Annotated in this window: 11 protein-coding genes; 7 read left to right on the top strand and 4 right to left on the bottom strand. The window is 66.6% G+C overall.

Going from position 1 to position 13,227, the window contains the following annotated elements:
* Positions 1–61: 61 nt before the first annotated feature.
* On the top strand, positions 62–1,597 hold the full coding sequence (lysS, locus tag B0E52_RS17650) for a lysine--tRNA ligase (protein WP_077485907.1): 1,536 nt from the start codon (positions 62–64) through the stop codon (positions 1,595–1,597).
* Between the two features lie 52 nt (positions 1,598–1,649).
* On the opposite strand, the gene yidC is transcribed toward lysS, so the two are convergent.
* Positions 1,650–2,285 (bottom strand): membrane protein insertase YidC, encoded by a 636-nt coding sequence (yidC, locus tag B0E52_RS17645; RefSeq protein ID WP_168174225.1) that lies wholly within the window; start codon positions 2,283–2,285, stop codon positions 1,650–1,652.
* A 136-nt stretch (positions 2,286–2,421) separates the two neighbouring features.
* Between yidC and B0E52_RS17640 the strand changes: the two genes are divergently transcribed.
* From B0E52_RS17640 to B0E52_RS17615, 6 genes are all read left to right on the top strand, one after another.
* Positions 2,422–2,721 (top strand): YciI family protein, encoded by a 300-nt coding sequence (locus tag B0E52_RS17640; RefSeq protein ID WP_077485936.1) that lies wholly within the window; start codon positions 2,422–2,424, stop codon positions 2,719–2,721.
* A complete protein-coding gene (locus B0E52_RS17635) occupies positions 2,718–2,969 on the top strand; it encodes a BolA family protein (protein WP_077485903.1) in 252 nt (83 codons plus the stop codon). The genes B0E52_RS17640 and B0E52_RS17635 overlap by 4 nt, the downstream gene beginning before the upstream one ends.
* A gap of 140 nt (positions 2,970–3,109) precedes the next feature.
* Positions 3,110–6,619: a chromosome segregation protein SMC gene (gene smc, locus B0E52_RS17630; RefSeq protein ID WP_077485901.1), complete on the top strand. Its 3,510-nt coding sequence runs from the start codon at positions 3,110–3,112 to the stop codon at positions 6,617–6,619.
* A 110-nt stretch (positions 6,620–6,729) separates the two neighbouring features.
* A complete protein-coding gene (gene zipA, locus B0E52_RS17625) occupies positions 6,730–7,713 on the top strand; it encodes a cell division protein ZipA (RefSeq protein ID WP_077485934.1) in 984 nt (327 codons plus the stop codon).
* Between the two features lie 41 nt (positions 7,714–7,754).
* Positions 7,755–8,621 carry a PP2C family serine/threonine-protein phosphatase gene (locus B0E52_RS17620; RefSeq protein ID WP_077485899.1) on the top strand — a complete coding sequence of 289 codons (867 nt, stop codon included), beginning with the start codon at positions 7,755–7,757 and terminating at the stop codon, positions 8,619–8,621.
* A complete protein-coding gene (locus B0E52_RS17615) occupies positions 8,618–9,562 on the top strand; it encodes a LysM domain-containing protein (protein WP_168174224.1) in 945 nt (314 codons plus the stop codon). The genes B0E52_RS17620 and B0E52_RS17615 overlap by 4 nt, the downstream gene beginning before the upstream one ends.
* A gap of 57 nt (positions 9,563–9,619) precedes the next feature.
* On the opposite strand, the gene B0E52_RS17610 is transcribed toward B0E52_RS17615, so the two are convergent.
* The 3 genes from B0E52_RS17610 to B0E52_RS18475 all read right to left on the bottom strand — a co-directional run bounded on the left by B0E52_RS17610 (position 9,620) and on the right by B0E52_RS18475 (position 13,018).
* On the bottom strand, positions 9,620–11,320 hold the full coding sequence (locus tag B0E52_RS17610) for a protein kinase (protein ID WP_254426859.1): 1,701 nt from the start codon (positions 11,318–11,320) through the stop codon (positions 9,620–9,622).
* 10 nt (positions 11,321–11,330) lie between these two features.
* Positions 11,331–11,840, bottom strand: a complete 510-nt coding sequence (locus tag B0E52_RS17605; protein WP_254426858.1) for an FHA domain-containing protein — start codon at positions 11,838–11,840, stop codon at positions 11,331–11,333.
* Between the two features lie 353 nt (positions 11,841–12,193).
* Positions 12,194–13,018, bottom strand: coding sequence for a hypothetical protein (locus B0E52_RS18475; protein WP_139351742.1), 825 nt, complete (start codon positions 13,016–13,018; stop codon positions 12,194–12,196).
* Positions 13,019–13,227 lie beyond the last annotated feature (209 nt).

Raw genomic sequence — 13,227 nt, 5'->3', positions numbered from 1 at the left:
TCCCTGATCCATCCACGAGACATTCGCTGTCCGGTACAGGCCGACAGCCACGGAATCATTCATGAGCGAAACCATCGATACCCAACCCGCCGACGAGAACAAGCCCGACGTCAATCGGCTTGTCGCCGAGCGCCGCGAGAAACTCACGGCATTGCGCGGGCAGGGCATCGCGTTTCCCAACGACTTCAAGACGGACAGCTTCGTCGGCGACCTGCAGGACGAATACGCTGACAAGGACGCACACACCGCCGAGCTCATCGAGGCCGCGCAGCGCCGGGTGAAGGTCGCCGGCCGCATCGTGCTCAAGCGCGTGCAGGGCAAGGTCAGCTTCGCGCAGGTGCAGGACATGAGCGGTCGCATCCAGCTGTTCATCCACCAGGGCACGGTGGGCGAGGCGACCTACGAGGCGTTCAAGGGCTGGGACATGGGCGACATCGTGGGCGCCGAAGGCGTGCTGATGCGCACCAAGACCGGCGAGCTGTCGGTGAAGGTGGACGTGCTGCGCCTGCTCACCAAGAGCCTGCGCCCGCTGCCGGACAAGCACCACGGCATGGCCGACGTGGAGCAGCGCTACCGCCAGCGCTACGTCGACCTGATCGTCACCGAGGAGGCGCGCCGCACCTTCCAGCAGCGCTCGCGCATCATCGGTTTCATGCGCCAGTGGCTGGAAGCCTCGCCGCGCCGCTTCATGGAAGTGGAGACGCCGATGATGCACGTCATCCCCGGCGGCGCCACGGCCAAGCCCTTCATCACGCACCACAACGCGCTGGACATGGACCTCTACCTGCGCGTGGCGCCGGAGCTGTACCTGAAGCGACTGGTGGTCGGCGGCTTCGACCGCGTCTACGAGATCAACCGCAACTTCCGCAACGAGGGCGTGTCGACCCGGCACAACCCCGAGTTCACCATGCTGGAGCTGTACCAGGCCTACGCCACCTACACCGAGATCATGGATCTCACCGAGGCCGTGATCCGCGAGGCGGCGCAGCAGGTGATCGGCACCACGGCGCTGACCTGGGAAGGCGCCAGCATCGACGTCGGCCCGGCCTTCCGCCGCTGGACGATGGAAGACGCGGTGCTGGAGCACAACCCCGAGATCAGGCGCGGGGATCTGCGCGACCGCGCCGCGATGGCCGTGCATGCCCAGCGCCTCGGCCTCCACGTCAAGGACGGCTACGGTTGGGGCAAGCTGCTGCTGGAAATCTTCGAGAAGACGGTGGAGCACACCTTGATCCAGCCCACCTTCATCACCCAGCACCCGGTCGAGGTGTCGCCGCTGGCGCGCGAGAACGACACGGACAAAGGCATCACCGACCGCTTCGAGCTGTTCGTCAACGGCAAGGAGCTGGCCAACGGCTTCTCCGAGTTGAACGACCCGGAAGACCAGGCCGCGCGCTTCAAGGCCCAGGTGGAGGCCAAGGACGCCGGGGACGATGAGGCCATGCACTTCGATGCCGACTACATCCGCGCGCTGGAAGTGGGCCTGCCGCCCACCGGCGGCCTCGGCATCGGCATCGACCGCCTGGTGATGCTGCTCACCGACTCTGCCTCGATCCGCGACGTGCTGCTGTTCCCGTACATGCGACCCGAGGCCTGAGCCTCTTCGTCGGCGTGTGACACAAGGCCCGCGATCGCGGGCCTTGTGTGTTTCAGGCCGGCAGACGACGGACGCGCTGCCGCAGCAGCAGGTTCTGCAGCACGGTCACGCTGCCTGAGCCCAGCCAGTACAACCCCAGCCCGGCGGCCACGTGCCACGCCATCAGGAACGAGATCACCACCGGCAGCCAGTGCAGCAGGGTGCGTACCTGTTCGGGCAGCATGGGGTTGAACAGCATCGCGATCATGCTCACGGCCGCCACCAGCAGCGCCAGCCACAAGTCGGGCCGCGCCAATTTCGGTATCCACAGGAAGGAACCCATGCTGGCCACGCCCTGGCGGATCGCCGCGTAGACGCCCGCACTCATCGGCGCCTGCACCAGCGCGGTGAGCATGCCACTGCAGAGTCCGCTGGCGATGCCGTGTTCGCGGTACAGGGACTGGATGGCGGCGGCATGCGCCGCGGGGTCCTTCGCGTGGCGCTCGCGCAGGCGTTCCAGCTGCGGTTTCAGTGTCGCCAGCTTGCGCTGGCGCAGCCAGCCTTGCTCAGCGGCATGCAGCGTCATCGGCAACATCGCCAGTCGCACCGCCAGCGCAAGTGCGATCACCGCGAGGCCGTAGCTGCTGTCCATCCATGTCGCCAGCTGGTTCAGCAGCGCGGAGATCCCATCCACGAACATCGTCCACATGTAGCGCTCTCCCCACCGCATCATTGATGACGTCCGCAAAGTGGGCATCGTCGCGGCTGCTTCAAGTGGGCGAACCGCATGGCCGGCGGCATAGTCGGGTAAAATTGCGGATTCGACACGCAACGGAGCCTTGCCCATGTGGTTCGCGATCATCGCCCAGGATCATCCCGGTTCGCTGGACAAGCGCCTCGCCGCCCGCGCCGAGCACCTGGAGCGACTGAACAAGCTGCAGGACGAGGGGCGCCTGCTGCTGGCCGGCCCGTTCCCGGCGATAGAGTCGGAGAACCCCGGACCGGCCGGTTTCACCGGCAGCCTGATCATCGCCGAGTTCCACACGCTGGAACACGCGCAGCGTTGGGCCGACACCGACCCCTACGTGGCCGCCGGCGTCTACGCCGAGGTGAGCGTGAAGCCATTCCGCAAGACCCTGCCATGAGCGAGGCGATGGTCGGAGAGATCCGCGCGCGCCTCACGGCCGCGTTCTCGCCCACCGAGCTGGAAGTGGCGGACGAGGGTCACCTGCACGCCGGCCATGCGGGGGAGGGCAAGGGCCACTTCCACGTGCGCATCGTCAGCCCCGCGTTCGCCGGCGTGCTGCCGATCAGGCGCCACCGCATGATCTACGCGGTGCTGGACGACCTGATGAACCGCGGCATCCATGCGCTGTCGATAGACGCCAAGTAAAAATCAATATTTATCATTGTCTTGCAAACTATTTCTACAGCAAGACATGATGCAGAAATGCATTGCGGCACCGTCCCGCCTTTGGCACAGTGCCTTGTCACCCGGTTGCCGGGTGTTTCCGATTTCCCAGCGATGACCGCATGCGCCTGACCACGATCAAACTCGCCGGCTTCAAGTCCTTCGTCGACCCGACCACCTTGCACCTGCCGGCCAACATGACCGGCGTGGTGGGGCCGAACGGCTGCGGCAAGAGCAACATCATCGACGCGATCCGCTGGGTGATGGGCGAGAGCGCGGCCAGCCGCCTGCGCGGCGACTCGCTCACCGACGTGATCTTTTCCGGCTCCACCACGCGCAAGCCGGTGGGGCAGGCCACGGTGGAGCTGATCTTCGACAACGCCGACGGCACGGTGCAAGGCGAATACGGCCAGTACGCCGAGATCTCGGTGAAGCGCCAGGTGACGCGCGACGGGCAATCCTTCTACTTCCTCAACGGCGCGCGCTGCCGCCGCCGCGACATCACCGACCTGTTCCTGGGCACCGGCCTCGGCCCGCGCAGCTACTCGATCATCGAGCAGGGCATGATTTCGCAGATCATCGAGGCGCACCCCGAAGAATTGCGCACGCACCTGGAGGAAGCCGCCGGCATCTCCAAGTACAAGGAGCGTCGCAAGGAAACCGAGAGCCGCATCAAGGCCACCCGCGAGAACCTCGACCGCGTGAAGGACGTGCGCGACGAGGTGGACAAGCAGCTCGAACACCTGAACCGCCAGGCGCGCGCCGCCGAACGCTGGAAGGCCTACAAGGAAGAGCAGACCCGCAAGGAAGCCGAACTGCGCGCGCTGGAATACCGCGCGCTGAAGGGCCAGCACGACGGCGAGGGCGCGGGGCTGTCCGCCGCCGAGATCGAGATCGAGAAGCAGCTGGCCGGCCAGCGCGAGATCGAGGCGCAGATCGAAGCCATGCGCGAGCGCCACACCGACGCCGGCGAGCACCTGAACTCGGTGCAGGCCGAGGTCTACAAGGTCGGCGCCGAGATCGCCCGCGTCGAGCAGCAGGTGCGCCACAACCGGGAAACCGCCGATCGCCTGCAGCGCGCCCAGGGCGAGGCCGAGCGCGAACACAACGAGCTGGCCGAGCACATCGCCGGCGACCGCGCGCAGGTCGAAACGCTGCGCATGGCGCTGGCCGAAGGTGAGCCCAAGCTCGAAGCCTTGCAGCAGCTGCAGGACGACACCGCCGAAGCCCAGCGCAGCTCCGAAACGAAACTCGCCGACTGGCAGCAGCGCTGGGACACGCACACCCGAACCGCTGGCGAGTCCAACCGGGCAGCCGAGGTGGAACGCACCAAGCTCAACTACCTCGATCGCCAGGCCATCGACCTTTCCCGCCGCCGCGAGGCGCTGGAGGCCGAGCAGAAGGCCACCGACCTCGCCGCGCTGGACGCTGCCGCCGAGCAGATGCACCTGGAGCACGACACCCAGCGCGAAAAAGTGGAATCGCTGGGCGGCCTGCTCGACCAGCACAAGACCACCCACGAGAAGGTGCTGGACGAGGAACGCCAGCTGCAGTCCGCGCTCAACGAAGCACGTTCGCAACTGCAGACCGCGCGCGGCCGGCAGTCCTCGCTGGAAGCGCTGCAGCACGCCGCACTGGGCCAGGAGGAGAACGCCGCCAGCCAGTGGCTGGCCCGCCTGGGCCTGGACAAGTCGCCGCGCCTCGGCGAGGCACTGCAGGTGGAAGCCGGCTGGGAAACCGCGGTGGAAACCGTGCTCTCCGGCTTCATCGACAGCGTGCTGGTGGACGGCGCGCACGCGCTGGCCGCCGACTTCGGCGCGCTGGAAAACGCCGATGTGGCGCTGCTCGATGCCGCCGAAGGCGGCGCCAACTCCGCCGGCACGCTGGCCGCGCACGTGCGCGGCCCGGCGGCGGCGATCGCCATCCTTGGCCATGTGCTGGTCGCCGAGACGCTGGAGCAGGCGCACCAGCGCGTGGCCAGCCTGTCCGCGCTGGCGCCGTACCAGTCGGTGATCACCCGCGGCGGCGAATGGCTGGGCCCGGGTTGGGCACGCGTGCGCCGCGCGCAAGGCAACCAGGTGGGCGTGCTGGCGCGTGAGCGCGAGATCCGCACGCTCACCGAGCAGGTCGCCGCGCTGGAAGCACGCATCGAGGAATGCACGGCGCAGCTCGACGACTTGCGCACGCGCAAGTTCGAAGCCGAGCGCGCCCGCGACGACACCCAGCGCGAGCTGTACAACGCACACCGCCGCCAGAGCGAACTGGCCGGCCAGTTGCAGAGCCATCGCGGCAAGCTGGAAACCGCCCGTGCGCGTGGCGAGAAGGTGGCCGGCGAACTGTCCGTGTTGGTTGAACAGCTCGACGAATTGCAGACGCAGACCCGTGAAGCCCGCGCGCGGCTGGATGAATCGGTCGGCCACATGGGCGACCTCGAAGACCAGCGCCGCGAACTGGAGAACGAACGCCGCGCCCTGCTGGAAACGCGCGAGGAAGCGCGCATGAACGCACGCGAGGCGGCCGACCAGGCGCACGCGCTGGCGCTGTCGCTGGAATCCAAGCGCTCCTCGCTGGCTTCGCTGGAACAGTCGCTGGCGCGCATGGACAGCCAGCTGCGCCAGATCGAGGCGCGGCGTGGCGAAATCGCCGAGCAGCTCGCCGCCGGCTCCGATCCCATCGCCGAACTGGAGGCCGAGCGGCAGACCTACCTCGATCAGCGCCTGCTGGTGGACAAGCAATTGGTGGAAGCACGCCGCGCGCTGGAGGAATGCGATATCGCGTTCCGCCAGTTGGAGCAGCGCCGCCATCTCGCCGAACAAGGCTTGGCCACGCTGCGCGAAAGCCTGTCCGAGAAGCGTCTCGCCGCGCAGGCGCTGCAGTTGCGCGCCGAGCAACTGGCCGAGGCGATTGCCGCCTCCGGACTGGAACTGGAAACCCTGCTCGCCGAACTCGCCGAGGACGTGGACGCCACGCAGTGGAAGCAGCAGCTCGCCGAACTCGCGCAGAAGATCGTGCGGCTGGAGCCGGTCAACCTCGCCGCGATCCAGGAGCACGCCGAGCAGAGCGAGCGCAAGACCTACCTCGACAACCAGATCGCCGACCTCACCAGCGCGATGGAAACGCTGGAAGGCGCGATCAAGAAGATCGACCGCGAGACGCGTGCGCGCTTCAAGGAAACCTTCGACAAGGTCAACGCCGGCGTGCAGGAATTGTTCCCGCGCCTGTTCGGCGGCGGCCACGCCTACCTCGAACTCACCGGCGACGACCTGCTCGACACCGGCGTGGCGATCATGGCGCGGCCGCCCGGCAAGCGCCCGTCCAACATCTCGCTGCTTTCAGGTGGCGAGAAGGCACTCACCGCAGTGGCGCTGGTGTTCGCCATCTTCAACCTGAACCCCGCGCCATTCTGCCTGCTCGACGAGGTGGACGCACCGCTGGACGAGGCGAACGTCGGTCGCTTCTCGGCGATGGTGCGCGAGATGAGCGAACGGGTGCAGTTCATCTTCATCAGCCACAACAAGGCCACCATGGAAGCGGCCAGCCAGCTGTGCGGCGTGACCATGCGCGAGCCCGGCGTGTCGCGCCTGGTGCAAGTGGATCTCGCCGAAGCGGCTAAACTGGTGGGCACCGCCTGAGCCGTTGCCGGCGTCCTGGCATGCATTGAGGAGCGGGCCCGGAAAGTTGCCGGGGCCGCGGATTCGGAAGCCGCCCGCAGGCGGATGCCGAACTATACGAGGAACCGATGATGACGCTGCAACCCGTGCTTGCCCTTGCCTGGAATCCGGCGGTCGGCATACCGCTGCTGATCGTCGGCGTGGTCGTGCTGGCGCTGATCTGGCTGTTCGGCCAGCCGAAGAAGGAGCAACAGGGCCGGCGGCGCGCGCCGACCGGGCAGGGCGCGCATGGCGGCGAACGCCGCGAGCCCACGCTGGGCGAAGCGGGCGACGAGGACGGCCTTTCCTTCAGCGCCACCGACCATGCACTGGCCGACGAACCGCAGCCGCAGCAGGGCGAGCTGGATGTCGGCCTGCGCGAGGAACTCGAACGCCTCGGCGCCACGCTCGCCGGCGAACGCAAGCCGGCCGAATCGCGCAGCAAGCTGGCCGGGCAGGCCGCCTCGATCGTCGACGCGCTGCGCGCGCCGTCGTCGACCGCCGCTTCCGCGCCGGTTGCGGTGCCGCCCGCACCGCCGGCGGCAGGCCCCGCCGCCGCTCCGGCGCCAGCGCCACAGGCGCCCCGCATGCCACCGCGCTCCGACCTCGGCCGCCGGCCACCGCAGGTTGCGGTGGAGCGCATCGTCACCCTGTTCGTGATGGCGCGCGAAGGCAGTCACTTCAACGGCTCCGACCTGATCGTTGCCGCCGAGAAGGCCGGCCTCGAATTCGGCGACATGGGCATCTACCACCGCCTCGTCGACGGCAAGCGCGAGCTGGGCCCGATCTTCAGCGTCGCCAACATGCTCAAGCCCGGCAGCTTCGACCTGAGCCGGCTCGAAGCGTTGCGCACGCCCGGCCTCAGCTTCTTCATGACGCTACCCGCGCCGATGCCCGCGCTGGACGCCTGGGACACCATGCTGCCCACCGCGCAGCGCATGGCCGAGCTGCTGGATGGCCAGGTGCTGGACGAGGAGCGCAACGCGCTCGGCCGCCAGCGCATCGCCCACATCCGCGACGAACTGCGCGGCTGGGATCGCGATCACGAAGGCGAGGAAATCCACTTCGGGCGCTGAGGTTGGGGACGGCATCGGTTTCGACAGGGGTTGCGGGCACGATGGACCAGGCAATCGATTTCCACTCCCAGCCGCGGGTAGCCGCCGGGCGGGCCCGCGGCGGGCGCGAAACCCAGCAGGATGCCTTGGCCTGCCTGCACGACGCGGCCACGGACGTGCATCTACTGGTGCTGGCCGACGGCATGGGCGGCGATGGCGCCGGCGAGTTGGCCGCCGAGGGCGTGGTCCACGTGGCCCATCAGCTGTGGGCGCAGGGTTTGTGGCGCGAACAGCCCGGCGCCTTGTTCCTCGAAACGCTGTGCCAGGAAGCCCATGCCGAACTGGTCAGGCGGCGCGAGGGGCTGACGCGCGGGGAACCGCATTCGACCGTGGTCGCCTTGCTGATCCGCGGCAACCAGGCGTACTGGGCCCATGTCGGCGACAGCCGCCTCTATCGTTTCCAGGGACGGCACTGCCTCAACCGCACCGAGGACCACAGCCTCGCGCAGCTCAAGCTGCAGCGCGGCGAAATCGCGCCGGAACAGCTGGCGAGCGACCCCGACCAGCACAAGCTGCTGCGCGGGCTCGGCGGCCCGCAGCCGCCTGAGGTCGAGCACGGTGGCGCGATCCTGCGCGTGGGACAGACCTTCGTGCTGTGCAGCGATGGCGTCTGGGAACAACTGTCCACGCCCGAACTGCGCCGGTTGTCGCGTCGTCGCGACCAGGCGGAAGCCTTGCGCGAGGCATTGCAGCTGGCGACCACGCGCGGCGGCGAGCAGGGCGACAATGCCGCACTGATCCTGCTGCGGATCGCAGGCAAGGGCTGGATGCGGCGCTATGGCGAAAGACTCTGGTCCATGGTGCATCCCACTGGCGCGACGGCGCACGGTTCCGGCGCACAGGCCGCGCAAGGCGACGGCAAGGCATGAACATCGCAGCAGCTCTCCATCGAGGCCGGCGCATCGCCGGACCAGTACTACGCTTCGCCGCCGTGCTGGCCGTGCTCGCCGCCAGCGGCTGCACGCAGGTGAACACGCTCAAGGGCCGGGTCGAGGACCGCCTGAATGGCTCGCCCAGGGTCACGGTCACCCAGCCATCGACAACGGCGCGCGAGACGACAACCACCCCGACCGAGTCGCTCAGCGCGATCATCAGCGGCGACCTCCAGCGCGGGCACTATGACGAGGGCGAACGCGCGTTGCGGCAATACCTGGCCGTCCATCCGGACGACCGCACGGCACAATCGATGCTGCATCAGCTCACGGTGGACCCCGAGCGAGAACTGGGCGCGCGCTCGCGCAGCTACGTGGTGCGCCCGGGCGATTCCTACAGCACGCTGGCGGCCCGCCATCTCGGCGACGCGCAGCGCTTCCTGATACTGGCGCGCTACAACGGCTCGGCCGATCCCTCGCTCCTGCGGACGGGCCAGACGCTGCGCCTGCCGCTGGCTTCAGCCCCGGCGAGCGATGCGGCGGTGACCTCCCGTCCGGCGAAGAGCGCACCCGCGGCCGACATGGCCGGTGCAGGGCAGGGGCCGGCGGGCGAGTCGGCCACGGCCAAGGCGCGCCGCCTGCAACGCGAGAGCGTGTCCCTGCTGGAACACGGGCACAAGGACCAGGCGCTGGTGCAGATGGACGAAGCGCTATCGCTGGATCCCCGCTTGAAACCCAGCGGCCCCCAGGCTGCCTCGATGCGCCAGCAACTGCTGGCCGCCTATCACCAGCGCGCGATCGTGCTGTACCGCGACCAGAAACTGGACCCGGCGATCGCATTGTGGGACCACGTGCTGGCGATCGACCCATCCTACGAACCGGCGGTGGTCTACCGCGCCCGCGCGCTCGAGATCAAGCAGCGGCTGAAGCAGTTCTGAAGCGCAACGTTCGATACCTGTGTGGCTGCTTTGCCACGGAGACTGCCGCCGTCCAGGCTACTCGGGCGCGTTCTGCCCGGCGTCCGGCGGCTGGATGATGCGCGTCGGCTGCGATGCATGGTCCGTGGCCACGCGCGGTGCGGTGGAAGGGCCCGCCTCGTTTTGCTGGCGTGCCTGCAACGCGCTGTTCATCAAGTTGAAGGCGGCGAACAACTGGCCCAGTTCATCCCGGCGCACCAGGCGGATGCGGTGGTGGAAGTCGCCGCGTCCGACCCGCAGCAGGGCGTCGCTCAACATCTGCAGCAGGACGAGCGGGCGCCGGAACAGCCAATAGGCCGCGCCGACCACCGCCACCAGCGTCACCAGCAGCACGGCGAGGATCACCCACAGCGTCATCCGCTGCGCCGCGTGCAGCGGCGTTTCGCTGATGCCCAGGCGCAGGTCGCCCACCAGCTTGGCCTGGTAGCGGATCGGCACGTCGAACAGCAGCATCTCGTCGCCGCCGGCGATCTGGCTGCGGTAACTGTCGATGCCATCCGCGCGGGGCAGGTACTTCTGCCCGGTCGGCATGACCAGCGGCCGGCCGATGTCGCTGGGCTGTGTGCTGGCGACGACCTCGCCCAAGTGGTCGGCGACGGCGAGATAGCGGATCTGGCGGTTTTTCGCGATGTCCTGCACCAGCGCGCGCGTGGCAGCCTGGTCGCCCAGCAGCAGGTTTTCCGAGGCTTCGCCGGCGACGATACGGCCCAGCGAACTGCCGAAGTCCAGCGCGAGGCCGGTCACGGCGCTGCTCTGCTTGGCGTAGATCACCGCCAGGCCCACCAGCAGCACCAGGCACAACGTGGCGCCCAGTGCAGCGGCCCAGCGCAGGCGCAGCGAGATGATGCGATTGGCGATCGGCTTCTCGTGCAGGCGTTCGTATTCGCGGCGTGCCTGGCGAAGGTCGTCGACGACTTCGGCACCGCTCTGGTAACGCGCGTCGGCCGCGGGCGCGAGCAGGGTGCGCACGATGTTCACCAGCATCGATGGCGTGGCCGGTTCGAGCGGCTCGATCGCCGGACGCGGCGAGTGCTGTCGTTCGCGGATCAGGCGCGGCACGTCGACGGTCTCGCGCCACGGCAACTTGCCCGTGATCAGCCAGTGCAGCACCACGCCCAGCGAGAACAGGTCGCTGCGCGCGTCGTCCGGTTCGCCGCGCAGGCGCTCCAGCGCCATGTAGGCCGGCGTGCCGCCGATCGCGTCGCTGGTCGTGCGCGCGCCGCGCCGTTCGGCGATGCCGAAATCGCTGAGCTTGGCGTAGTGCCAGCCCTCGGCCAGCATGATGTTCTCGGGCTTGATGTCGTGGTGGATGACGCCTTGGCCGTGCGCGTAGTCCAGCGCCGCGGCCATCTGGCTGGCCAGTTCGATCACCATCGGCAGGGGCGGCAGCCCCTCGCTGGCGACGCGGCTTGCCAGCGTCTCGCCGTCGAGGCGCTCCATCGCGATATAGGTACGGCCGTCCTCGGTTTCGCCGGCATCGAAGATCGTGACGATATTCGGGTGCATCAGATGCCCGGCAGCGCGCGCTTCGGCGAGGAAGCGCCGCCGGTAGGCGGCATCATCGGCCACGTGGCGATGCAGGCACTTGATGGCGACCCGGCGCTGGATGCCGGGATCGTACCCGGCGTACACCACCGCCATCGCGCCTTCGCCGAGCACACCGTCGATGCGGTAGCGGCCGATGGTCCGCGGCACGGCGGTGGAGGCAGGGACAGTCACACCGAACCCCTCAGAGCAGCCACCAGGCCAGCGCGGCCACCGCAACGAGCAGAACCAGCCCGATCAGCGCGAACGGCAGCCAGCGGGAACGCGAGGCCCCGGGGTCGCGGGTAAGGAACACGAATTCCGCCTGACCCAGCCGGATGCGATCGCCATGCCGGAGTACCGATTCGTGCACGCGCTGGTCGTTCACGAACGTGCCGTTGGTGGACAGCGTGTTCATGATCACGTAATGGCCTTGCTGGTTCATGATCCAGGCGTGCGAGGCGGACACGCTGGAATCGCCGATCACGATGTTGTTGTCGCCACGCCGGCCTATCGTCTGCCGGCCGGGGCGCACCGAAAAGCGTCGGCCGCCGAGTTCGCCACCGACGCCTTCGAGTACCGGCTCGTGGACGCTGGCGCGCCCGGTGGTAACGGGAGTCGCCTCGCTTGCCTGCAAACGCAGTGCTTCGGCGGAAAACAGTCGCGTGCCTTGCGGGCCTGCAGATCGTGGTGGCATCGGTTTGCGGTGGTCCATGGAGCGTCGGAGAGCTGGCAGGCTCGACAATATAGCCAGTCGTCATGCCGATACTGTCGATACTGTTGCAAGTCCCATGGCGGGAAATAGCTTGGATTCTGGCGTCGGGCCGCACCTCGTGGATCATTCTTAATTGCGCATAATGTATATTATGTAAAACAACGCGCGGACGACGGCCACGGACAGAGTCAGGCTTTTGGGTTCGTGACCAAACGCAGATGTTCGCGCCACTTATTGATTTAATTGATAAAGCTTGTGTCAGCGGGATCGTTTAGAGCAAGCGCGCCTTGTGTTTGAAGTGCGTGCAAAAAGGTGTTGCGGGCAATATAGAGCCGGGGGAACTCCCTTGGGGGTTAGTTCGCCAGCCGCTTCATCTCTAAGTCGCAAACTGCATCGCCACTCCACTGTGGCCGCCCTGTTACTGCGTCCGTGCGGCCCGTGAACGAATACTTATCGATGGCCATGACTTCTTTATCTCCGTCCGCCCCATAGCTTGCGACGTAAGTAATTCCACGATAGATAAATGGCCTCAAGTAAGTTCCGTATATAATAATTGGCGTACGCACCCTATCTGCGGGATGAGCTAAATCCCACTCATTAGCTATTCCTGAAATTTTCAATCTTTGACCGCGCCAAACTATAAGAAATTCATGAGTTTTCGCCATATTTGGGTAACTTGAGAAAAAAGTGCTTCCACCCTTGATAACGGTGTCCACAGATCCGTCGTTGTCAAAGTCGAAATACCCGACCAGAATCGGACTAGGCTCTTCAACTACACATTTCTGACCTACCGGACACCCCCCTGGAGTAGCTCTACCCTCATTCCAGTGAATTGTCGAAAATTCTGGTGATGTGGGCTGTGCCGACAATGCCATCTCAGCGGTGGATCGCGCACTATGCTGAACCCCAGGAAGCCGTGGAAATGCATATATGCTATTGGCGGAGAAGGTGGAGTCGATTAACAGGTGCGCGTCGAAAAGGTGGGTGAATTTGTCATTGAATACCTGCATTATGTGTTTGCAGACGATAGGATCATGATCCTTTCTGAGGACGTATTGAAAGGTCGGACCTTTGATGACCATGTTGGCCAGACTCGTTCCACCATGTGCCCGCAGTGTGATACTGATCGAACTCATTATCAGCAGGAGCACCACCAACGACTTTGGCACACGATACATATCACCTCCTAAGGATGGTCTGATCAATCACCGCCTCATGCTCTCGGCGCGTATTTGAGCCAGCGGCAGGCAAGATGCTCCCGCCCGCGAGCCCCATTCCATGTTCTTCGTGCCGCCGCCAGCCTTTTCAGGCCACGGCGGACGCAGCAACCCTATCTCGGTTGCAGCAGTATCCCGCGCGCCATCCATAGGTTGACCAGCGCAAACAG

It is taken from the genome of Rhodanobacter sp. C06, assembly GCF_002001105.1.
Classification (GTDB): Bacteria; Pseudomonadota; Gammaproteobacteria; order Xanthomonadales; family Rhodanobacteraceae; genus Rhodanobacter_A.
This window is presented reverse-complemented; position numbering and strand designations above follow the sequence as displayed.